At 61.5% G+C, this 21,793-nt stretch carries 17 protein-coding genes and 1 tRNA gene; 3 read left to right on the forward strand and 15 right to left on the reverse strand.

What is annotated here, in order from left to right:
* Nucleotides 1-9: 9 nt before the first annotated feature.
* From EWM63_RS05715 to EWM63_RS05735, 5 genes are all read right to left on the reverse strand, one after another.
* Nucleotides 10-954 (reverse strand): EpsD family peptidyl-prolyl cis-trans isomerase, encoded by a 945-nt coding sequence (locus tag EWM63_RS05715; protein ID WP_229487748.1) that lies wholly within the window; start codon nt 952-954, stop codon nt 10-12.
* 207 nt (nt 955-1,161) lie between these two features.
* Complete coding sequence (locus tag EWM63_RS05720; RefSeq protein WP_130185667.1) at nt 1,162-2,544, reverse strand: undecaprenyl-phosphate glucose phosphotransferase; 1,383 nt, start codon at nt 2,542-2,544, stop codon at nt 1,162-1,164.
* A gap of 10 nt (nt 2,545-2,554) precedes the next feature.
* The gene (gene epsL / locus EWM63_RS05725; protein WP_130185668.1) at nt 2,555-3,757 is read right to left on the reverse strand and encodes an XrtB/PEP-CTERM-associated polysaccharide biosynthesis outer membrane protein EpsL; all 1,203 of its coding nucleotides are present in this window, start codon (nt 3,755-3,757) and stop codon (nt 2,555-2,557) included.
* A gap of 33 nt (nt 3,758-3,790) precedes the next feature.
* Nucleotides 3,791-4,531, reverse strand: coding sequence for a CAAX prenyl protease-related protein (locus EWM63_RS05730; RefSeq protein WP_130185669.1), 741 nt, complete (start codon nt 4,529-4,531; stop codon nt 3,791-3,793).
* A gap of 130 nt (nt 4,532-4,661) precedes the next feature.
* Nucleotides 4,662-6,557: an ATP-binding cassette domain-containing protein gene (locus tag EWM63_RS05735; protein ID WP_130185670.1), complete on the reverse strand. Its 1,896-nt coding sequence runs from the start codon at nt 6,555-6,557 to the stop codon at nt 4,662-4,664.
* A 98-nt stretch (nt 6,558-6,655) separates the two neighbouring features.
* On the opposite strand from EWM63_RS05735, the gene EWM63_RS05740 reads away from it, so the two are divergent.
* Nucleotides 6,656-6,730, forward strand: a tRNA-Arg gene (locus tag EWM63_RS05740).
* A 19-nt stretch (nt 6,731-6,749) separates the two neighbouring features.
* On the opposite strand, the gene EWM63_RS05745 is transcribed toward EWM63_RS05740, so the two are convergent.
* The 4 genes from EWM63_RS05745 to EWM63_RS05760 all read right to left on the reverse strand — a co-directional run bounded on the left by EWM63_RS05745 (nt 6,750) and on the right by EWM63_RS05760 (nt 12,338).
* Entirely contained in the window at nt 6,750-7,520 is a 771-nt protein-coding gene (locus tag EWM63_RS05745) for a PEP-CTERM sorting domain-containing protein (RefSeq protein ID WP_130185671.1), read from the reverse strand.
* A 233-nt stretch (nt 7,521-7,753) separates the two neighbouring features.
* Nucleotides 7,754-8,725: an alginate O-acetyltransferase AlgX-related protein gene (locus EWM63_RS05750; protein WP_165390757.1), complete on the reverse strand. Its 972-nt coding sequence runs from the start codon at nt 8,723-8,725 to the stop codon at nt 7,754-7,756.
* 34 nt (nt 8,726-8,759) lie between these two features.
* On the reverse strand, nt 8,760-10,232 hold the full coding sequence (locus tag EWM63_RS05755) for an MBOAT family O-acyltransferase (protein WP_130185673.1): 1,473 nt from the start codon (nt 10,230-10,232) through the stop codon (nt 8,760-8,762).
* Nucleotides 10,233-10,472: 240 nt separating this feature from the next.
* Nucleotides 10,473-12,338: a hypothetical protein gene (locus tag EWM63_RS05760; RefSeq protein ID WP_130185674.1), complete on the reverse strand. Its 1,866-nt coding sequence runs from the start codon at nt 12,336-12,338 to the stop codon at nt 10,473-10,475.
* A gap of 268 nt (nt 12,339-12,606) precedes the next feature.
* Here EWM63_RS05760 and EWM63_RS05765 point away from each other — a divergent pair, with 268 nt between their 5' ends.
* The gene (locus tag EWM63_RS05765) at nt 12,607-13,317 is read left to right on the forward strand and encodes a PEP_CTERM-anchored TLD domain-containing protein (RefSeq protein WP_130185675.1); all 711 of its coding nucleotides are present in this window, start codon (nt 12,607-12,609) and stop codon (nt 13,315-13,317) included.
* The gene (locus tag EWM63_RS05770; protein ID WP_130185676.1) at nt 13,281-14,483 is read left to right on the forward strand and encodes an acyltransferase family protein; all 1,203 of its coding nucleotides are present in this window, start codon (nt 13,281-13,283) and stop codon (nt 14,481-14,483) included. The genes EWM63_RS05765 and EWM63_RS05770 overlap by 37 nt, the downstream gene beginning before the upstream one ends.
* Before the next feature lies 1 nt (nt 14,484).
* On the opposite strand, the gene EWM63_RS05775 is transcribed toward EWM63_RS05770, so the two are convergent.
* The 6 genes from EWM63_RS05775 to EWM63_RS05800 all read right to left on the reverse strand — a co-directional run bounded on the left by EWM63_RS05775 (nt 14,485) and on the right by EWM63_RS05800 (nt 21,746).
* Entirely contained in the window at nt 14,485-14,886 is a 402-nt protein-coding gene (locus EWM63_RS05775; RefSeq protein ID WP_130185677.1) for a RidA family protein, read from the reverse strand.
* 2 nt (nt 14,887-14,888) lie between these two features.
* The gene (locus tag EWM63_RS05780) at nt 14,889-16,061 is read right to left on the reverse strand and encodes an acyl-CoA dehydrogenase family protein (RefSeq protein WP_130185678.1); all 1,173 of its coding nucleotides are present in this window, start codon (nt 16,059-16,061) and stop codon (nt 14,889-14,891) included.
* A gap of 1 nt (nt 16,062) precedes the next feature.
* On the reverse strand, nt 16,063-16,917 hold the full coding sequence (locus tag EWM63_RS05785; protein ID WP_130185679.1) for an enoyl-CoA hydratase family protein: 855 nt from the start codon (nt 16,915-16,917) through the stop codon (nt 16,063-16,065).
* A gap of 55 nt (nt 16,918-16,972) precedes the next feature.
* Nucleotides 16,973-19,318: a bifunctional salicylyl-CoA 5-hydroxylase/oxidoreductase gene (locus tag EWM63_RS05790; RefSeq protein WP_130185680.1), complete on the reverse strand. Its 2,346-nt coding sequence runs from the start codon at nt 19,316-19,318 to the stop codon at nt 16,973-16,975.
* Nucleotides 19,315-20,976, reverse strand: coding sequence for an AMP-binding protein (locus tag EWM63_RS05795; RefSeq protein ID WP_130185681.1), 1,662 nt, complete (start codon nt 20,974-20,976; stop codon nt 19,315-19,317). The genes EWM63_RS05790 and EWM63_RS05795 overlap by 4 nt, the downstream gene beginning before the upstream one ends.
* 92 nt (nt 20,977-21,068) lie before the next feature.
* Nucleotides 21,069-21,746, reverse strand: coding sequence for a response regulator (locus EWM63_RS05800; protein ID WP_130185682.1), 678 nt, complete (start codon nt 21,744-21,746; stop codon nt 21,069-21,071).
* Nucleotides 21,747-21,793: the final 47 nt, after the last annotated feature.

Genomic DNA, 21,793 nt, shown 5'->3' on the forward strand with positions numbered 1-21,793 from the left:
TTTATTGAATTACTTTAAACCTGCGACACCGCGCTCGTTGACATCCTGCGCTGGTGCGGCAGCATTCCCGGTCACTGCTGCGGCGGGGTCGGACGGCTTGTTGCCAGCCGGTGCATCGGCCTTGTTCAGATACTCGATTTTCGCGGTGGCACGCAGGCGCTTGACCTCGGCTTCCGCGGCTTCCTTGTTTTTCTTGTTAACCAGGAATTGTTCGATCTGTGGCGTTGCCTGCTCGATCGATACCGGCGCGTCCTTGATATCATTGACCGTCATCAGCAGACTGCGTTCCCCTTCACGAATGATGAACAGCTGGCCTTTCGGCATGGTCGACAGCTTGCTGGTCAACTCAGGCGGCAATTCCTGGCTGGAGCGTGCCAGCTGCCCACGGCCATATTTCACCTTGTGCTCGTCCAGCCATGCCGCCACGACATCCATCGACTTCGACGAATCGATCACACCCTTGAGTTCGTCGGTCAGCGCACTCGTCGGCAATACCAACTGTCGCATGTCAAACAATTTGCGGTTCGCGAAGAATTGCGGGTTCTGGTTGAAATATTGCTCCACCTCGGTCTTGCTCGGCCGCGTTGGCGTTCCGATGCGCTTTTGCAGGTAAGCCTGCGCCACGATCGTCGACTTGGCACGTTCGATCGTCTGCATCACCTTGGGGTCGCGGTCGAGCTTTTCCTTCAGGGCTTCCGCTTCCAGCAGTTGCCGATCGATCAGCGCCTCCAGCACCCGCTTGCGCGCTGTTTCCTGCTGGGCAGCAGGGACGTTGGCACGAGACAGTTCCTCGTTCAGCTGCAGCACGGTAATTTCCTGACCGTTGACATTCACCATCGCCTGGCCTGGCTTCTTCTCGGCTTTATCACCGCACGCGGCAAGCGATGCCGCAGCCAGCACCATAGCCGCGCACAGCAGCTTACGTTGAAAAAGGGGCTTCGTATGAACTATCAAAATACTCCTCCAGTAGCTTTAAGGGTTCGTTCAAGGCCGCGACGGTGACAGCCAAAAATTTCAAAAATTATCATCAATGAAGCATTTTAGCAACTTTTTGACCATGACTGCTGAAGCATGGAAGTAGCAAAATTACAACGAGAACGACATTCTATCCGGCAAGCCACGTCTTAACCCTGAATATTCGCTTAAGAGCGAAAAAAAACATCAATGCGCGTTTTCGCGCTGCAGAACTACCTTGACAGTCTTCACGACAATCCACAGATCCAGCCAGAGTGACCAGTTTCGCAGGTAGTCGAGGTCGTATCGGATGCGGGCTTCCATCTTGTCGAGGGTTTCTGTTTCGCCACGGAAGCCGTTCACCTGCGCCCAGCCGGTAATGCCGGGTTTTGCCTTGTGACGCAGCATGTAACCCTTGATCAGCTTGCGATACTGCTCATTGTGGGCAACGGCATGTGGCCGCGGGCCGACAATGCTCATGCGACCTTGCAGTACGTTGATAAATTGCGGCAATTCGTCGAGCGATGTCTTGCGCAGGAATGCGCCGACCTTCGTGATGCGCTGGTCGTTCTTCCTTGCCTGCACCACGTTGGTCCCGTCTTCGGTCACCGTCATTGAACGGAATTTGTAGACGTAGATCTGCTCGCCGTACAGGCCATAGCGGCGCTGCCGGAAGATGATGGGTCCTGGCGAACTCAACTTGACCGCGATAGCGATCGCCAGCATGACCGGCAACAGCAGCAGCTGGATGACAAGTGCCAGCACGATATCGCTCGCCCTCTTGACGAACGTATTAAAGCCCGTGAAAGGCGTTTCGCAGATCGCAATAACCGGCATGCCGCCCACGTTGTCGAAACGCGCCTGCATGAGGTCGAACACATAGATATCGGGCAGGAAGTAGACAGATGCTGTTGTGTCCTGCAGGTCGTCAAGCAGCTTGCGGATCCGCGGTTGCGCGGAAATCGGCTGGCTGATGAAGATCATCTTGATGTTGTTTTCACGCACAAATGCTGCGACGTCGCACATCTTGCCCAGGATTGGATGATGCAGGTCGGCGGGATGGCGATCGGCAGTGCGGTCATCGAAAAACCCTCGCACCTGCATGAAGAGGTTCGGGTAGCGCTCCGTGGTGCGGGCAAACTTGATGCCGACATCGTTGGCGCCCACGATCAGGACCGAGCGCACTTCCCTCGCATTGGAAGGATCCGACCCCATGGTTCGCACGGCCAGATGGCTGATGAGCAGCAGGAACGGGGTTGCTACAAACCAGGCCAGCACCACTTTTTCTTCGTAGTGGTAAGCCAGGCCGCTGACCGAACCCAGGGCAACCAGGATCAGGGCCGTGACACCCCACCCTGCGATGACGTCGCGCGAGTATGCCAATATGCGGCCGCTACGCCAGGTGCGGTACGGATCGATATGCTGGTAGACAGCCGATGAAATGAAAAAAGCGAGAATCATCAGGATCAGCGAGTAACCGGTGAACGGTTCACCGAACAGCGCCGAGGCCACATACAGCGTGCCCATGATTATCAGCGGGTCGAGCACACGCTGAAAGAATGAAATCAGTGGAATATCGTTAATGGTCATTGCTACTTCTTTAGAATTGCGCGCTGGCGTTGATGGAAACGCCATTTGCTTTGTAGTCACTGCTGCCGATGAGTGGGCTGCCGGCGCGCTTGTCACGGAATACGGTGGCACTCACCTGCATGGACTGCCGGGGCGTCCAGGTCACGCCTGCGGTTGCGCCGTTGATACGGTCACCGCCATCGCCATTGAACACGACGCCGGGCACCTGTTCGAATTCGCGGGTGTCATGCCGCACATTCGCCGTGGCCTGGAGCTTTGCCGAGATAGTCCAGATCGCACCAAGGCTGCCGCCCTTGTTCAGGCTGTTAGTCACCAGGCTGCTTTCCACCGCCGCGAACTCGCGCCATGCGTCGGCGGTGAAGGTTACCTTGCCGAGCGGCGACCAGCGGACGCCAACGCGGCCATTGGCACCGCTGGAATCGCGCATGGCAAGGCTTTCATGCTTGCGCTTTGCGTAACCCGCCAGGACCGTTACCTGGGTAACTCCGCTGTACAGCCAGCTGACATTGAGCTTCAATTCGTCCTGGGTGTAGCCGTCGTCGATCAACGTGCTGCTCAGGATCCGCGGCGACTTGTATTTGCCTCGAAGATGACGGGCCACCAGACCGATGCGGCTGCCACTGGCGGCCAGATGATCGACACCGATCTCAGCCAGATCGTCCGTACGATTATTGATCCGCTGAGTGAGCAATTCATAGTCGAACTCGTTACGCACGAATGAGCCGCGGAGTTGCCAGCTCGGATGAAAGCGCCATGCTCCGGTGGCAGTCTGGTTGCGTTGTGTACGCAGATTCCGCTCGTCCGACTGGCTATCCGTGAAAGGGGTCAGCGACTGCACATAGCTCGCACCCAGGTTGCCGCTGAGACGATTGCCAAGCTGCCAGGAAAGGTCTGCACCGATATCCTTGGCGTTGTAATCGAGCTGGCTGTAATGATCGAACGTGACGCGCGATACTTTGGCCCGTCCAGTCAGCTTTTGCCGTCCGAATGGCCGGTCGATCAGGATGCCCCCTTGTGCCTGCCGCGCGCGATCGGAGCGCTGCTCGGAAGGCGCATTGTCCGGCGAGCGCAGCAAGTTGTCATCGTATGTATAGCCCAGGGCGACAAACGGGTGGATCGTGTCGCTGATCTCGGCTGAAGCATTGCCACAGCACAGCAGCGCGGCAAGCGCGGCCGGCGCAAGGGGCAACAATCGTGGCTTTTTACTCAGCATTATCAATACTCAAATATTAATTAATCTACAATCTTACCAGTAAGTCCAGTTTGAAGTCACCACGACCCATGCCCCGAGGAGGCCGTTCGTGACCGCGTGCGCCAGCACGGGCGCCCACAGATTTCCGCTCCGGATATACAGCCAACTGTAGGAAATACCGGCAACGATGCCGGCCAGCCAGAGGTTGTGTTCGAAACCGAACAGCACTACCGTGATCGCAATCGACTGCATCCCCACGGCAGCCGGATATACGCGCAGAAAGTCGCGCTGCTCCAGCCAGCGCATCAGGAAGGACCGCCAGAATAGCTCTTCCATCAGGGGCACGACCACCGCGGCGCCGGCAATTCGCACGGCAACGAGCAGCCAGTCGATCCTGCCTCCCTCAGCAGTTGGATCGAAACCGGCAGATTTGCCAACCTGCATCCAATCCGCATCCAGATTCACCCACAGCACCAGCACGACCAGTCCCGTAACCACCGATGCGAGCAAGCAGCGCCAACTCATGGATCGCCATGCAAGTTCGACATACATTTTGCGATAGGCCACCATTGCGGCGACGACGAGGGTGATCTTGACCGCATAAAGCCATCGCAGCTCATCCACCGACCAGCCAAGGCCCGCAAGCCCATCCGCTATGGCGATGAAAGCGATGTAAATCGCAAAGGGAAGTATGCGGGCGGTAGACTGCCGCCGGAAAAAGCCTGGCTCCTTGCTACTGTCGAGCGCGCCGGTATCGGCAGCCTTGGTGGGACGAATACGCTGCTGGGCTGTCATTACAATCTACCTGAGGACTATCGAAGAAAGCAGTTCCCACGTTCTGCCAGAATAATTTGCCAATGTTACAACAATCAATTGATGCTGTCTCGCGGAATCGTGCATACCAGCAATTTAAACGAAAAATACGTCAACTGCGTGACTCGATCTGCTCCCATCGCTCAAGTGCAGCCATCAATTGCTCATCGATCTCTTCCGACCTTTGCTGCAACCGGCCTGCCTCGGCAGCGGAATTCTTGTAGAACCCCGGATCGGACAGCGTTGCGCTCAGCTGCTTCTGCTCTTCCTCCAACGCGGCTATACGGCCGGGCAGCTCGTCGAGTTCACGCTGCTCCTTGTAGCTGAGCTTCTTCGGCTTCGGCGCGGGTGCCGCAACGGGCTCTTCCGCCTTGGCTTTCAGCTCTTGCTTTCGTCCCGGGGATGCCGCGATCGGGGTGCGAACCCGTTCCCAGTCGCTGTACCCGCCGATGTATTCGCGCCACAGTCCGCCGCCCTCGGCCACGATCACCTGGGTCACCACATTATCGAGGAAAGTTCGGTCATGGCTGACGAGGAACACGGTGCCTGAATAATCTTCCAGCAGCTCTTCCAGCAACTCCAGCGTGTCGATGTCCAGATCGTTCGTAGGCTCGTCCAGGACCAGTACATTGGCGGGCTTTGCGAAAAGACGGGCCAGCAGCAGCCGGTTGCGTTCGCCACCCGACAATGTGCGGACAGGGGAACGGGCACGCTCCGGCGCGAACAGGAAATCGCCCAGGTAACTCATCACGTGCTTCTTCTGGCCATGGATCTCGACCCAGTCGGAGCCGGGAGAGATCGTGTCGGCCAGCGTGGCCTCTTCGTCGAGCTGGGCACGCATCTGGTCGAAGTAGGCAACCTGCAGGCGAGCCCCCTGCTTGACGGTGCCGCTGTCGGGCTGGTCGACGCCGAGGATCAGCTTGAGCAGCGTCGTCTTGCCGGCACCGTTCGGCCCGATCAGCCCGACCTTGTCGCCGCGCATGATGGTGGCGGAGAAATCGTTCACGATCACCGCCGCGCCGAAACGCTTGTCAACTCCCTCGAGCTCGGCAACGATCTTGCCGGAGCGTTCGCCGGCTGCCACCTCGAGCCGCACCTGGCCCTGCTGGTCACGGCGGGCAGTGCGCTGGTCACGCAGGCGCTCCAGGCGCCGGACACGTCCTTCATTGCGGGTCCTGCGGGCTTCCACGCCTTTGCGGATCCAGACCTCTTCCTGTGCAAGGAACTTGTCGAACTTGGCGTTCTCGACCTCTTCAATCGCCAACTGCTCGGCCTTGCGTGCCTGGTAGGCACTGAAATTGCCGGGATAGGACAGCAACCGGCCACGATCGAGTTCGATAATGCGTGTTGCCACATTGTCGAGGAACGAGCGATCGTGCGTAATGAACAGCACACTACCCTTGTATTCCCGCAACAGGCCCTCGAGCCACTGGATGGAAGTAAAGTCGAGATGGTTGGTCGGCTCATCCAGCAGCAGCACATCCGGCCCGGCCACCAGCGCACGCGCCAGGGCCACGCGTTTCTGCATGCCGCCCGAAAGCGTTTTCACCATGACATCGCTGGCAAGGCCCAGCCGGTCCAGTGTCTGCTCCACCTTGTTGTTGATGCTCCATGCGTCCGCCGCATCAAGCTTGGCCGAAATCTCGTGCATGCGATCAGCCAGGGCCTCGTCATCGCCCTGCCCGAACTGGCCGGTCAGCTTTTCGTATTCCTTGACCAATTTCGGCAGCTCGCCCAAACCGGCGGCAACGACGTCGAACACTTCCATGGCCGGGTCGAATTGCGGCTCCTGTTCGACGTAAGCGATCCGTAACCCCTGCTGCATGACGAGCAAGCCGTCATCCAGCTTCTGCTGGCCGAAGAGGATCTTGAGAAGCGAGGATTTGCCCGTGCCATTGCGGCCAATTAGACCGACGCGCTCGCCGGCGTCCAGCGAAAATTCGGCATGGTCGAGCAGCGCGTGGTGGCCGAACGCGAGTTGCGCAGAGGTAAGAGAGATGACTGCCATAGCAATAAACGAGAGGTGAACCCGACATTGTACCGACAGAACAGCAAGGACAGTAACATTTACGCTCATGTCGGCTATAATTGCGCTCGCCTTGCGTCCTCCCCGTAGCACAATGGATAGTGCACATGCCTCCTAAGCGTGGGATACTGGTTCGATTCCAGTCGGGGGGACCAGCCCAGCATTGCACCTTGCTTATGAACGGCGGCGCGACGCGCCAATGAGGAGCAGGCCGGCGACCATCATTGCCCACGTGCCCGGCTCGGGTACAGGCAGCGTAGCCGTGTACACGGTCAGCGTCGGATTTACGTAATACATTTCCGTTTGGCCATAAGACTTGTACTCGACATCCGGAATGCCGGCCGCTTGCCAGTAAGTTCTGCCTGCGCCCACACTCCCCCACATCTCCAGCGACAGGTCAAAGTTGCCTAGGCCAGCCGTGTTGAACACGCTCGCACTCACGCCAACCGGCGTCCAGAAATTCGTCACCTGATACATCTCGGGCACGACTACCGTACTTCCAGGCGCGGAAATAGCCGCGCCACCCCATGCAACGTCATGATGCCCGCCATACTCAACATTGGTTGCAAAGCTGGGCACCTCGGGCGGAGTAAAGACGCCATAGACCGATGCGGAAAACATCACGCCAGTGATGAGATAACCAGCGTTTGACTGCAAGTTCATTGTTGACTTCAGATACCCCGGATGCATGGACGACGTGCCGTGGACTTCGAACTGAAGCGTTTCCTCAAAACTGTCCAGGCTGATAACGGTCGAAGTCTGGCTGCTGGACCTTACGCTGATCGAAGGGGGCACATCGGCAGGTGGCGGGGAATAATAGAAAAAGCTCTCATAGGAAGAAATGCCAAGCGAGAACGCTGGCACCGAAAGCGATGTGTCAGCCTGAGCAGCAGAGTATGGCAACAGGGCCGGGACGGCTAGCAAGAGACCAGCAAGCGAACGCATACTTCCTCCGATAGTTATAAATAAAATATCTATCCTACCGTATTCTGCAGCGCTGGTGGCATTGTGCTGGGGGGTAGCCACAACCCTACGCGAGGCATTCACGCCCCCTTGCGGTCCGACTTATAACGTGGAAAGTAAAAAGCATTTCGCACCATGGCTGGGCGCGAAATGCTTGGTCGATCCGGGATCAGGGCAGGCACGAGGGCGGCATCACGTACGCGCAGCCGTTCCGATCAGCGCAGTTGTTCGAGCAGGGCGTCCGCGGCCAGCTTATGCCCCACCTTGTTCCAGTGTCCGTCGGTTGGCAGGAAGTCCATTCGCTCGTGATAGTTGCGCCAATGTTGCTCAAATACGGGTTGCATGTCAGTAACAGCAAAATCGTGTGCCTTCAGTGCGCGGAGAAGGATGGCGCGATCGTCATGCTGCCAGTTGCGGCGCGTCTTCGGGGAATAGAGTGCGCCGCGATCACCATCGACGAGGAAAACAAAGCGCGTTCCGTGCGCACGCTGCAACGCTTGCAATTGCGCCAGATAATAGCCGAGCGCGGCATCGCGCCGCTTCACACGCAATGGATCAACCTGCTGGGCTGCTCCCGCCTTTGGCGCTCCAATCCGGAATTCCTGCAGTTTCAAGTTGTAATAGGTATAGAGCAGGAGTGAGGAGCGCAGCACGATGCGCTTACTGCCGGGCTCGACATAGGACATCTGCTCGAGCGACACGCCATCGGGTTCGAATACGAAATGACTATGGCCGCGCCCCGTTTTTTGATCAATCAAGCTCAGATCGAACGGCTCCACGAACATCACAACTGTTTTAGGATGAATTCGCGGAACATAGTATTGGGCAATTGCCAGTGAATCTGCCAGGCCATTGCCGGACATGCCCACCGAGTAGACCTTGCCCAGCGCCGCATCCAGGCGCCCCTGCACCGTTTCCGGATAATGCACCATGAAGGCTTCGATATAGCTGTCGCCGATGACCAGCGCATTGGCCCCATCCGCCGGGTCACGGGAATTTACGATCCCCACGGCGTTCGTGACACCAGACCTGGCATTGTCCATCGCCCAGCCAAACGAGTATTGGAAAGGCTGGCGCGGCACATACCGGGCAAAAGGCAGCTCTGGCGTCGTGTTGGCCATTCTGATGCCAGAGTTCACTGGCAGGCAGCGCAGCACACCTTCCATTCCGAGCAGTGCCAGCAGCATTCCCACCAATGCCGAGAAAATGAATCGCATATGGTCAGAAATTAAAGTAAAGGAATTCGGAAACACCGCGTGTTTCACTGATTGCCAGCAGCAGCAACGACACTGCCAACAGCACGCCTATCAGCAAACCTCCACGCGGCCCCTGGAGGCGTTGCTCCATCGCAGGCAACTCGCCACGCCCGAGCAACTGGTATGCGTTGGGCAGCAACAGCACGATGGCGGTGCAGCCGGCCAGCCACCACAGGCATTCGGTCATCGGCATGATGCGGTCGACCCCGAGCCAGGCAGCATCCACCGAGGAGGCCGCAGTCCCGTGCAGCATTGCCTGCAGAATCAGCAAGGCACTTTCCAGCGTATTTGCACGGAATACAACCCATGCCACGATGACCGCCAGTGATGTTGCCACCCATCCCGCCAGCTTGCGCGGAAGCCCGCCGTGCTCTCCGAACACCGTCCGAAGCGCGTGATTGATGATCAAATAGAAACCATGCAATGCACCCCAGACGATGAATGTCCAGTTCGCACCATGCCAAAGCCCGCCAAGCAACATCGTGATCAACAAGTTGACATAGCGAAGGACCGGCCCCTTGCGGTTGCCGCCCAAGGGTATGTACAGGTAATCACGCAGGAACGTCGACAGCGTGATATGCCAGCGGCGCCAGAACTCGATGATGGAGGTCGAGCGATAAGGGGACAGGAAGTTGACAGGCAAGATAATGCCGAACATATAGGACAAACCGTATGCCATGTCCGAATAAGCGGAGAAATCGAAATACAGCTGGAAGGTATAGGCCAATGCGCCCGCCCACGCCTCGAGTTGCGTCAATTCCGCGTAATGCTGGTCAAATACGGGCGCAACGAAGCGTGCCACGCCGTCCGCAAGAATGACTTTCTTGAACAGCCCTATCGTGAAGAATGCCATGCCAACCGTCAGCCTGCCTGTCCCGAACACATGGGTTCGCGGCGCATCGAACTGCGGAATCATTTCCTTGTGGTGCAAGATCGGGCCAGCGATCAGGTGCGGGAAATACGTCACGAACAGGCCGTAGCTTTCCGGCCGTGTTTCACGCACCTTGCCCTGATGGCAATCGACCAGGTATGCAATCTGGGTGAACGTAAAGAACGAGATGCCGATCGGCAGCGCAATTTGCGGTGACGGAATATCCAAACCGGATGCCGCCGCAAAATTCACGACGATGAAATTCGCGTATTTGAAGAAAATCAGCAGGGACAGATTGAAAATCAGCCCGGCAATAAGCCATCGTCGTGCCTGGGCGAGCTCTTCGCTTTCACGCCTTGCCACGATGCGGTTGCCAACAATGAAATTACAGATAATGGACAATGCCAGCAATGGCAAGTATTCCACTTCCGAATAACTATAGAAAGCAACCGAGGCAATCAGCAGGAAAACGATCGACGCGCGCAGGTTTTTGCGCGAGATCAGGAAATATGCTGCCAGGGAGACTGGGAGAAAAACAAGAAAGAACGCAAATGTATTGAATAACAACGCTCAAGCCCTCCGTTCGCTGACAGCCAGCGCGGAGGCGACAGGCTCGAGAGCATGAAGCACAACGACTTTCATAGTTTTCCAGGGCAGAGATGCGGACCGACAATATGTTATCAGAAATAATGTTCCAGGCGAAATAAAATTATCAATTTTCCATCAGCGTTCGTGGCCTCACGACACGTGTCCTGCATGGGCCTACATCCCCTCAAGGGACACCCTTGCGGGCATCCTGCATGTTCGTCACGAGCCGTCAGCGAACTCCGCTGGACCAATGCTCGGGGGTTTCATGAGCGCCTTGCCCCTGTGGCCATGGAAGTTGCCCAGCCATTTTCCCGCCTGCCGGCACGGCGACCCACGCCGTAGCCGAGGCTTGCGCGGGTTGCTGAGATCGAGCAGCGGGTCGGCCAGCAAGTTGTCCTGGCAATCGCGGAAGCTGTTGAGGTCTATCAGGGCCGACTGATTCATTCGGATTCGACGGACCTTGGCGACGCCCTGTCCGCCACGGTGGATGGCATTGTTCTCGATGACCTGCTGCCCTATGACGCTCGCTCGGTCGACGTAGCGGATCGTCTCGGCCAGGCCAGACCTGGTATCGAGGATCGCATTGTTGACGATCGTGATCGCACCATCGCGCAAGGTGGGTTCGGGAACACCGTAATTGTGTGGATTGAAGGTTTCGAACTGCACCGGGATGCCGCGTGGATTCTCGACAGCGTTATGGGCGATGACCGCGCCATCGGGCACCACGTACACATACCGAAGGTTCCCCCATGCCGCAAGCCCACTTCGATTGACGATCTCCGCCGCGCCAGAAATCCAGCCTGCCGTATCGCGTTTCTGGGCAGAAGCGCGCATGTTGACCCACGTATTGCCATACACCCGGACAGCGCCCCCCACTTGGCATCTGACGTTCTGGCCATCGAAGACTGTATTCCGGATAAAGCAGCTGGCCAGGCAGCCAAACGTGGTAAAGCCCCGCGTGTAGGTCGTCCAAGGCGCTGCCCTCATGGTGCAGTCCTCGAATCCGCAGTTGTCGGTAAGCAGCGCCTTATGGTTGAGGGAGTATTGCCCCATGCAAAACGCTACGTGCGTGCTGTTGATTGAGGTGCACCGGCGGAAGGTCACGTTTTTGGCGCCATCGAATACCGTGAACATATCCATTGCGCCGGACAGGTTTCTGTAGTCGAGATTTGGCTCCTGTTCCTCGGCACTTGTACCGGCATCGCCAACGCAATCCTCGACAAGCACTGTGTCGATGACCGGGAAGTTTTTGACGACCGCGTTGGGGATCGATGGTGCGACCCTGACTGCCCCCTGGTAGGCATAGCGGCTGTTGCAATGGAGAATGGAAATATTTTCACATGGGACGGAACCAACCGTATTCGTCACCACGAAGCCTTGCGTCGGACTGGCGTGGGAATCGATTCCCATGATGAGTACATTATTACAGGCGATGAGCTGGACGGCATAGAAAGCGCCGGTTGCAAACCCGGCAGTTTCGTCCTGGTGCACCATGCCCAGGCCACTATAGAACCGCGCCGGATTGCCCTGTGGTCTGTCATCGCCGGTGTAGACGAACAGTCTGTAGCCCAACTTGGCGCCGCCCCAGATCCAGGGGTCCAACGCGTTGAGATAACGCTTGACGACTGCCACCGATTCGTAGTCGATCGCCATGCCGTTCAATGATTGCCTAGCCCGGCGCATGGCCGTGCCCTGGAAGCGCTGGCCAATCATATTGCCCCGGTTATATGCTCCTCTGAAAAGCCGCTTGACACCGCCATTGGCGGCTGTCTTGGAAGCCAGCTGCTTGGACCAGACGCCGTCGCCTTCGGAAAGCCAGCCCGTTGCATCCGGTGGCTCATACACCATGCTGTCGAAGACGGGATTCGGACCCTCGCCGTACGTGCCGATCGTAAAATTGCTCTTCCCGACGATGGCCATGAAGTAGCCGCTTATCGAGTCATAGTAGTAGCCCCTGCGGAAAAGGACTACATCGCCAGAACGAATCAGGGAACTCATGCTGGCGGGGTACTTCTTGGCGGTCGCAGGGGAATGCCCTCGCCCGTTGTTATCGTGTTTCGTGGGATCGCAATACCATTCGGTCATTCATATTCCTTCAGATCGGATGTCGTGCCAACCACGCAAGTGCATTGCATGGTTGTGCTGGCAGGACGCCACGGTAATACATCCAGCCAATCAGCGTCACTCGCTCAACAAAAATGGCGAAATATCATCACCTTGGACCAAAAGTCAAATTTTTTTCCTAAAATGTGTCATTTTTTTATCGGACATGCTTGATAGATATTTTTTTGCTACCAGCAGGATACAATCGCTTAGATGAACGGAATAAGCAGGAATTGAAGGGGAGCTGGGAATGAACTTGATTAAATGCGTGGCGGTATCGATGATTGCCATGGCGACTTTGTGCACTGGCGCCGCTGCCAGGGCGGATACCACCCTGGTCAACGACACTGACCGGCAGCAACTTGCGGGCTGGCTCGGTAAAGACACGATTCAACTGACGAATATCTTCACCAAGACGACAGGCAGCACCGCTGCCGATTTCCATGCGGCGGCAGATGGCAAGGGCGCCACGATCGTGGTAATGGAAGCTGTCACGAAGTCCGGTCAGTCGTTCCTGCTTGGCGGCTACAATCCAAGCGCATGGGCCTCCTCCGGCGGCTATGCCGTCACCAATGAAGACAGCCTGCGTACGGCCTTCCTGTTCAACCTGACCTCGGACACGATCTTCCGCCAGATGCTCAGCGCCCAGCATCTTGAAACACTCGGTTCCTACCAGACCCTGAACGAAGCCGGCATGGGTCCCACCTTCGGCTGGGGCCACGACCTGCAGATGGCAGGAGACCTGACCCGCGGTTCATCGCTGCTGTATTCGTATGCTGATGCGAGCCTGTCGAACATGAACTTGAGTATCGCCGATGGCCAGGCATATCGCGGCATCGATGACCTGGCGTTCGGCCGTGTCGAAGTCTATACGATCAGCGCAGTACCGGAGCCGGCTTCATTGGCCATGCTCGCGCTTGGCTTATGCGTTATGGCAGCAAGGGCGGGCCGCAAGCGATGATCAAGTCTTTCGAGGGCGCGCGCGGCTTCGCCGCGCTGCTGGTCGCCCTGTTCCACCTCCGCATTGCCACGTTCATCCCCTTCATTGCATTTGGCTACCTGTTCGTTGACCTGTTCTTCGTCCTGAGTGGCTTCCTGATCTGCTCCCTGTACGTTGAGCGGCTTGAGCACAAGGAGCAATTCGCACCGTTCGTCATTCGCCGTTTCGGCCGGCTATTCCCGCTGCTGATCGTTTCCACGATTGCGTTTGTACTGGTCGCGAACCTTGTAGCCTTCGGCAAGAACGAAGCAGTCGCACGCGGCTTGACCAAATTCTCGAGCGGCATCGATGCGGTGCCCTACATGATCCCGACGCTTGCCGAGCTGACGTCGACACTGACCATGACGCACGGCATGGGGTTCTTCGACAAACTGATCCTCAATTCCGTCAGCTGGAGCATCAGTGTCGAGTTCTACACTTATCTGCTGTTCGCTGGCCTCTGCCTGCTTGTCCCGCGCCGCCTGCGCCTTCCACTGTTCGGCATCCTTGCAATTGGGGGTTACGTCGTTACCGCCTGGGCCACTCTGGACCGGCACAACTGTCTTGCAGCGGGCTTTTGCTTCGATATTACCTATGACTTCGGGTTTGCTCGTTGCGTGTCAGCATTTTTCCTGGGTGCCGTTACCTGGGCACTCAGCCGCCGGTTCGGGTCGTTGACCGAAAGCCGTCGCACAGCCATGCAGTGGGTGGCAATGGTGGCAATCATGGGCATCTTCGTGTTCGCGGACCGGTTGCCCGTGCTCACATTCACTTGCCCGCCGGTGTTCGCGCTGCTGGTCTTCAGCCTTGAAAAGGACAGCGGGCCTTTGGCCAGGTTATTGAAGCGACCCATTTTCCAGCTGCTCGGCGAGCGATCCTATTCGGTGTATATGGTGCACCCGATCATCCTTCTCGTACTGGCGCCAGCCCAGAAAAAGCTTGCTGGGGGAATGCTCCTCGCCACCGTCACGCTGGTGTTGTATGTGGTAGTCGTGGTTTGGGCAGCCGGCTACAGCTATCGCTGGATCGAAGCACCGTTCCGCGACTTCTTCAACCGGGTTGCCGACCGGCTGAAACCGCGCATGGCGAAGGCGGGAAGCGTCGCCCGTGAGCATGTGAAAAAAGCGCCGATGCAAGCGTCTGAATAGGTCAGCTGTCCTGCGGCGGCACCACTGCCGTCGCCTCGATCTCCACTCTTGCCCGGGCTTCGACCAGCCCGGCCACCACTACCGCCGTCATGGCGGGGTAGTGCGCACCGATCTGCTCGCGGTAGGCAGCGCCGAGCGCGCGCTGTGCGGCCAGGTACTCGGCGCGGTCGACCACATACCACGTCATCCGCACAATGTGCTCTGGCCGTGCCCCCGCCTCGGCCAGCACCTGCACGATATTGGCCAGCGCCTGGCGGGCCTGCGCCACGAAATCGTCGCTCTCGAACTCGCCGGAAGCATTCCACCCGACCATGCCGCTGACGAACACCATCCGTCCGCTGGCGGCGACACCGTTCGAGTACCCTTTCGGCCGCGGCCAGCCGGGCGGTTGCAGGATTTCCATGCTCACTCTTTCGATGGCGCCGCGCGCAGCAGTTCGCGCGCGATGATCAGTTGCTGCACCTCCGTGGCGCCCTCGTAGATGCGCAACGCGCGGATCTCCCGGTACAGCCGCTCCACGACTGCACCACTGACCACGCCCTGGCCGCCGAACATCTGCACGGCCGCATCGATGACCTGCTGCGCCGTTTCGGTCGCCGTCATCTTGGCCATCGCCGCCTCCTTGGTGACCTTGCTGCCCGCATCGCGCAGCCAGGCGGCGCGGTACGTCAACAATGCCGCGGCATCGATGCCGGTCGCCATCTGCGCCAGCTTCGCCTGCGTCAGCTGGAAGTCGGCGAGCACTTGCCCGAACATCGCGCGTGACGTGGCGCGCGCCAGCGCCTCGTCGAGCGCACGCCGTGCGAAGCCCAGCGCGGCGGCGGCAACCGACGTGCGAAACACGTCCAGCGTGGCCATCGCCACCTTGAAGCCCTGCCCCGCCGTGCCGACCAGGCAGCCGGCCGGAATGCGACAACCGTCGAAACGCAGCCGGGCCAGCGGGTGCGGCGCGATCACGTCGATGCGTTCGGCGATCGACAGCCCGGGCGCCCCGGCATCGACGATGAACGCGCTGATGCCGCGCGCGCCGGGCGCCTCGCCGGTGCGGGCGAACACGGTATGAAAATCGGCGATGCCGCCATTCGAGATCCACGTCTTTTCGCCATCGAGCACGTAATGGTCGCCCTCGCGCACCGCCGTGCAGGCCATCGCCGCCACGTCGGAACCGGCATGCGGTTCGGACAGCGCGAACGCCGCGATCGCCTCGCCCCGTGCCACCCGCGGCAGCCAGGCTGCCTTCTGCGCGGCGCTGCCGAACAGGCTGATCGCACCGGCGCCGAGCCCCTGCATCGCGAACGCGAAATCGGCCAGGCCATCGTGGCGCGCCAGCGTCTCGCGGATCAGGCACAGCGCGCGGGTGTCGAGCGCATCGGCGGTGCCGCCATACTGCGCACCGCCCACCGCGTGCCGCAGCCAGCCCGCCTCGCCCAGTTGCCGCACCAGCGTGCGGCAGGCGGCATCCACATCAGCACCGTGCGTTGCGCCCAGGTGGGCAGCCGCCCATGCATCCAGTTCGCCTTCCAGTGCGCGGTGCCGCGCTTCCAGGAACGGCCAGTCGAGATATGCCTTGTCCGCCATGTCAATCCCCTTCGAACGCCGGTTTCTGTTTCGCCACGAACGCGTGGTAGGCGCGGTGGAAGTCGTTGGTGGCCATGCAGATGGCCTGCGCCTGCGCTTCCGCCTCGATCGCCTCGTCGACACCCATGTTCCACTCCTGCTGCAGCATTTTCTTTGTCATGCCATGGGCAAAGGTAGGCCCTTGCGCCAGGTTGCGCGCCATCGCCTGCGCGGCCTGGGCCAGCGATGCCGGTTCGTGCAGCGCATTGAAGAATCCCCACCGTTCGCCTTCCGCGCCAGACATCGACCGCCCCGTGAACAGCAGCTCGGCGGCGCGCCCCTGGCCGATCACGCGTGGCAGCAGCGCGCAGGCCCCCATGTCGCAGCCCGCCAGGCCGACGCGGGTGAACAGGAATGCCGTCTTGCTGCGCTGCGTGCCGTAGCGGATGTCGGACGCGAGAGCCAGCATCGCACCGGCGCCGGCGCAGATGCCGTCGACCGCCGCAATGACCGGCTGCGGGCATGCGCGCATGGCCTTCACCACGTCGCCCGTCATGCGCGTAAAGGCCAGCAGGCCCGGCATGTCGAGTTGCGTCAGCGGGCCGATAATGTCGTGCACGTCGCCGCCCGAGCAGAAGTCATCGCCGGCGCCGGCAATCACCACGGCCTTCACGTCGTCGGCATGGGCCAGCGCGCGGAACAGGTCGCGCAGTTCGGCATACGAGTCGAACGTGAGCGGATTCTTGCGTTCCGGTCGGTTCAGCGTGACCGTGGCCACGCCCTCTTCCACCGCGAACAGGAAGTGCCGCGCCGCGTAGCCGGCCAGTGTGGTGCGGTGACCGGGCAGCGCATGCGGCTGCCCCTGCAGGTATTTCATGGTTTCTCCCCGCGGGCCAATGGCCTGCGCTTTCCAATGCGTTTCAATGTCTTGTTCAGGTTCCCGCCTGCGCCAGGTGGCGTTCGAGTTGCGCCTTGCCGGCCAGGTACTGCTTCGGCCATGGCTGCGCGCGGTAGCCGATGCGCGCCGCCTCCGCCAGCGTCCACGCCGGGTTGGCCAGGTGCGGCCGGCCCACGGCGCACAGGTCGGCACGGCCGGCGGCGATGATGCCGTTGGCATGGTCGGCCTCGGAGATCGCGCCCACGGCGATCGTGGCGATACCGGCCTCGTTGCGCACGCGGTCGGCAAACGGCGCCTGGTACATGCGGCCAAAGACCGGTTGCTCCGCCTTGCTGACCTGGCCGGACGAGCAGTCGATCAGATCGGCGCCCGCCGCCTTGAACAGCTTCCCGATCCGCACCGCGTCATCCGGCGTGATGCCGCCCGTCACCCAGTCGTGCGCGGAAATGCGCACGCTCATCGGCTTGTGCGCCGGCCACGCGGCGCGCATGGCCGTGAACACGCGCAGCGGAAAACGGCAGCGGTTCTCCAGGCTGCCGCCATGCGCATCGGTGCGCCGGTTCGTCAACGGCGAGATGAACGACGACAGCAGGTAGCCGTGCGCGCAATGCAGTTCGAGCCAGTCGAAACCGGCCTCGTCGGCCGCTTGCGTGGCGCGCACGAAGTCGGCTTCGATGCGGTCCATGTCGGCTGCGCCGGCCTCGCGCGCCATCTGCGAAACGCCTTCCAGGTATTGCTGCGGCGAGGCCGACACCAGCGGCCAGTTGCCCTCCTCCAGCGGCTGGTCGATGCCGTCCCACATCGCGCGCGTGGAACCCTTGGCGCCCGCGTGGCCGAGCTGGATGCCGATCTTCGCATCGCTTGCCGCATGCACGGCATCGACGACGCGGCGCCACGCCACCGTATGCTGCGGCGCATACAGGCCGGGGCACCCCGGCGTGATCCGCGCATCGGCGGACACGCACGTCATTTCCGCCATCACCAACGCCGCGCCGCCCACCGCGCGCGCGCCCAGGTGCAGCAGGTGCCAGTCGCCGACCGTGCCGTCGACAGCGCTGTACTGCGCCATCGGTGACACCACGATGCGGTTCTTCAGCACCAGCGCACGCACCCGGAAGGGCGTGAACATCGGCGGGATCGCGCAATCGTCGGGCGGCGCCAGGCCGGCCTGGCCGAACGCGCGGTGCGCAAACCAGCGCTCGTAGTCCGCCACGTAGTCACGGTCGCGCAGCCGCAGGTTCTCATGCGACAGCCGCTGGCTGCGCGCCAGCATCGCATAGGCGAATTGCGGCGCGTCCAGCGCGGCGTAGCGCGCCACGTTTTCAAACCATTCCATCGAATTGCGCGCCGCGCTCTGCAGCCTCAAAACCTCGACCGAACGCTCCGCTTCATAACCATCGAGCGCCGTGCGCAAGTCGCCATGCGTGGCAATGTGGCGTGCCAGCGCGATCGCATCCTCCAGCGCCAGCCGCGTGCCGGAACCGATGGAAAAGTGGGCCGAGTGCGCCGCATCGCCTACCAGCACGACCGGCACGGACGTTGATCCAGTTTCCCAGCGCACCCACCGTTCGCACGCGATGCGGGGGAACCGGCTCCACATGGCCGACCCGCGCAGGTGCGCCGCGTTCGACATCAGCCGATGCCCGTCGAGGCGATCCGCGAACAGCCGCTCGCAGAACGCGATCGATTCCTGCTGCGTCATGGTTTCCAGGCCGGCGGCGCGCCATACGGTTTCCGGCGCCTCCACGATGAATGTCGACGTGCCGGCATCGAACTGGTAGATGTGCGCCTGGAACCAGCCATGCGCCGTCTCGCGGAAGTCGAACGTGAACGCATCGAACCGCTTCGTCGTGCCCAGCCACACGAAGCGGCACCGCCGGGATTCAGCTTGCACCGCGGCCTGCGCCTCGGCCTGCGGCGCGAAGGTGTCCGCATACCGCGCGCGCACGCGGCTGTTCAGGCCATCGGCGGCGATCACCAGGCCGGCACCGTGGCGGGCCGCAAGCGCCTGCTCGTCCGTGACTTCCGTCTCGTAGACGAGTTCCACGCCCAGCGCCGCGCAGCGCCGCTGCAGGATGTCCAGCAGCCGCTTGCGGCCAATACCGGCAAACCCATGGCCGCCGGAACGCACCCGCGCGCCCTTGAAGAACACGTCGATGTCCTGCCAATGGTTGAACGAGTCGATGACCTCGCGTGCGCTCGGCGCGTCCGCCGCGAGCAGCCTGTCCAGCGCCTGGTCGGAAAACACGACACCCCAGCCAAACGTGTCCTGCGGCCGGTTGCGCTCGACGACGACCACGCGGCGCGCCGGGTCGGCCTTCTTCAGCAGCAGCGCGCAATACAGGCCGGCCGGGCCGCCGCCGATGCACAGCACGTTCATGGCTGGCGCAGTCGGAAGCGCTGCAGCTTGCCGGTCTCGGTGCGCGGCAGCGACGTGGCGAACACCACGCGGCGCGGATACTTGTAAGGTGCGATCTCGCCCTTGGCGAATGCCTGCAGCTCGGCCGCCAGCGCCGGTGTGGCATCGTATCCCGGCCGCAGCACCACGTGTGCCTCGACGAGCTGCCCGCGCGCCACATCCGCGTGACCGACGACGCCGCACTCGGCCACGGCGGGGTGGCGCAGCAGTGCGTCTTCCACTTCCGGGCCGGCGATGTTGTAACCGCTCGAGACGATCATGTCGTCGGTGCGCGAGCGGTAGTAGAAATAGCCGTCGGCATCCATCTCGTAGGCGTCGCCGGTGAGGTTCCAGCCGTTGACCACGTAGTCCTTCTGCCGCGCATCGTCCAGGTAGCGGCAGCCGGTCGGGCCCTTGACGGCCAGCCGGCCAACCACGCCCGGCCCCACCGGCCGGCCCAGCGCATCGAGCACGCAGGCCTGGTAGCCGGGCACCGGCTTGCCCGTGGCGCCCGGCCGCACGTCCGCCCCCGCGGCGGCGATGAAGATGTGCAGCATCTCCGTCGAGCCGATGCCATCGATCATCGCGAGCCCCGTCGCCCGTTGCCAGGCCTCGCGGGTGGCGACCGGCAGCACTTCGCCCGCCGACACGGTTTCGCGCAGGCTCGACAGATCGTGGCTTGCCGCCTGCGCGGCCATTTGCCGGTACGCGGTGGGCGCCGTGAAGCAGACGGTGGCGCGGTGCCGGGCAATCGCCTCGAGTAGTGTTTCGGGGGTGAGTTTTTCCAGCAGTACCGCGCTGGCGCCCACGCGCAGCGGAAACAGCAGCAGCCCGCCCAGGCCGAACGTGAATGCCAGTGGCGGCGTGCCGATGAACACGTCCGATGGCTGCGTGCGCAGCGTGTGGCGCGGGAAGCAGTCGCAGATCGCCAGCACGTCGCGGTGGAAGTGCATCGTTCCTTTCGGTACGCCGGTGGTGCCGGACGTGAAGCTGATCAGGCATACGTCATCGGCCGCCGTATCGCACGCGGCGAACGTCGCCGGCGCCTGCGCCATCAACGCTTCGAGGCAGCCCGCTTCACTGGTGCCGTCTTCATCGGTACCGAAAGCATCGGTACCAAAATCATCGGTACCAAAATACAGCGTGGGCAGCAGGCCGGGCACCGCATCGAGATCGGCGCGCAGCGCGGCGGCGCACAGCACCGCGTCCACCTGCGCCTTCGCCACGATCGCCGCCAGCTCGCGCGTGCGCAGCAATGGCATCGTCGGCACGGCGATCAGGCCGGCCTTCAGCACGGCGAGGATGGCGGCCGCCATCAGTGGCGTATTGCCGCCCCGCAGCAGCACGCGGTTGCCCGGCACCAGCCCGAGCCGGCCGCGCAGCACGTGGGCGATACGGTCGACGCGTTCCTGCAGCTGGGCGTAGGTCCAGCGCTCATCCGCGCCGCACAGCGCCGTGCGCTCTCCCGCGCCGGCCGCGACGTGGCGGTCCAGCAGCTCGGCAACGCAGTTGATCCGCGCAGGGTAGTGCAATTCGGGCAGGTCGAACAGCAGATCCGGCCACAGCTCGGCGGGCGGCAGGTGGGCCCGCGCGAACGGATCGGCGTGCGCGCTGGCGATGCGTGGCGTGGCGTGGTCCATGAGCGCCTCGTGGTGAATGGTCGGCCTGGCCACTGACTGCAAGCCTGAACGGTCCGGGGACCAGGCACGCGGCACGCAGGCCCGCGCCGCCCTCAAGCGCCCAGCCGCCGCGCCTGACGGCGCACGGCGTCGCGCACCGTGGCAAGCATCGGTGCCAGTCCGGCCGTGGTGGCGGGCAGCACGGCCAGCTTGCCGGCGGCGCCAGCCAGGCCCAGCGTGGCGCAACCGCCGCGCAGGCGTTCCAGCCGCACCATGGCCTCGTCACGTTCGCCACGCAGCAGCAGCGCTTCCAGCTCGGCCTCGGCGGCCAGCAATTGCGTCTCGAACCCGGCCAGGTAGGCGGCCAGGCGTGCGGCATCGATCCCCAGCCGCGCCAGCGTGTCAGCCGGCTCCTCGGCCTGCAGCGGCATCGCCAGCGCATCGAGCTGGGCGCGCACCTGTGTCGGCTCGAACGGCTTGACGATGTAGCCGCTGGCGCCGGCCCGGGTGGCCAGTTCCACCGTCTCGCGGTCGTTCGCGGAAGATACCAGCACGAATGGCAGCGAAGCCAGCGCGGCATCGCCGCGCACCTTCTGCAGCAGCTCCATGCCCGACAGGCGCGGCATGCGCAGGTCGCAGAAGCAGGCAGCCGGCCGCAGGCCCGCAACGAGCTGCTGCCATGCGTCGGCACCATCTTCGGCTTCGACGATTTCGTAGTGGCCGCTGCTGTCGATCAGGTGCATCAGCATCATCCGCGACACGACGTCGTCGTCGACTACCAGAACTTTCATGGATTCCCCTTCGCCAACCCCGCGCCGGCGCGTTGCGATTATAACCA

This window comes from Pseudoduganella lutea (assembly GCF_004209755.1).
GTDB lineage: Bacteria > Pseudomonadota > Gammaproteobacteria > Burkholderiales > Burkholderiaceae_D > Rugamonas > Rugamonas lutea.

What these genes read in the sequence shown, in the direction of transcription:
- EWM63_RS05795 (WP_130185681.1), bottom strand. Translation starts at nt 20,976, where the DNA reads ATGGACCACGCCACGCCACGCATCGCCAGCGCGCACGCCGATCCGTTC.
- EWM63_RS05775 (WP_130185677.1), bottom strand. Translation starts at nt 14,886, where the DNA reads ATGGAAATCCTGCAACCGCCCGGCTGGCCGCGGCCGAAAGGGTACTCG.
- EWM63_RS05790 (WP_130185680.1), bottom strand. Translation starts at nt 19,318, where the DNA reads ATGAACGTGCTGTGCATCGGCGGCGGCCCGGCCGGCCTGTATTGCGCG.
- EWM63_RS05750 (WP_165390757.1), bottom strand. Translation starts at nt 8,725, where the DNA reads ATGCTGCTGGCACTGCTCGGAATGGAAGGTGTGCTGCGCTGCCTGCCA.
- EWM63_RS05770 (WP_130185676.1), top strand. Translation starts at nt 13,281, where the DNA reads ATGCGTTATGGCAGCAAGGGCGGGCCGCAAGCGATGATCAAGTCTTTC.
- EWM63_RS05785 (WP_130185679.1), bottom strand. Translation starts at nt 16,917, where the DNA reads ATGAAATACCTGCAGGGGCAGCCGCATGCGCTGCCCGGTCACCGCACC.
- EWM63_RS05730 (WP_130185669.1), bottom strand. Translation starts at nt 4,531, where the DNA reads ATGACAGCCCAGCAGCGTATTCGTCCCACCAAGGCTGCCGATACCGGC.
- EWM63_RS05760 (WP_130185674.1), bottom strand. Translation starts at nt 12,338, where the DNA reads ATGACCGAATGGTATTGCGATCCCACGAAACACGATAACAACGGGCGA.
- EWM63_RS05780 (WP_130185678.1), bottom strand. Translation starts at nt 16,061, where the DNA reads ATGGCGGACAAGGCATATCTCGACTGGCCGTTCCTGGAAGCGCGGCAC.
- epsL (WP_130185668.1), bottom strand. Translation starts at nt 3,757, where the DNA reads ATGCTGAGTAAAAAGCCACGATTGTTGCCCCTTGCGCCGGCCGCGCTT.
- EWM63_RS05800 (WP_130185682.1), bottom strand. Translation starts at nt 21,746, where the DNA reads ATGAAAGTTCTGGTAGTCGACGACGACGTCGTGTCGCGGATGATGCTG.
- EWM63_RS05720 (WP_130185667.1), bottom strand. Translation starts at nt 2,544, where the DNA reads ATGACCATTAACGATATTCCACTGATTTCATTCTTTCAGCGTGTGCTC.
- EWM63_RS05735 (WP_130185670.1), bottom strand. Translation starts at nt 6,557, where the DNA reads ATGGCAGTCATCTCTCTTACCTCTGCGCAACTCGCGTTCGGCCACCAC.
- EWM63_RS05765 (WP_130185675.1), top strand. Translation starts at nt 12,607, where the DNA reads ATGAACTTGATTAAATGCGTGGCGGTATCGATGATTGCCATGGCGACT.
- EWM63_RS05745 (WP_130185671.1), bottom strand. Translation starts at nt 7,520, where the DNA reads ATGCGTTCGCTTGCTGGTCTCTTGCTAGCCGTCCCGGCCCTGTTGCCA.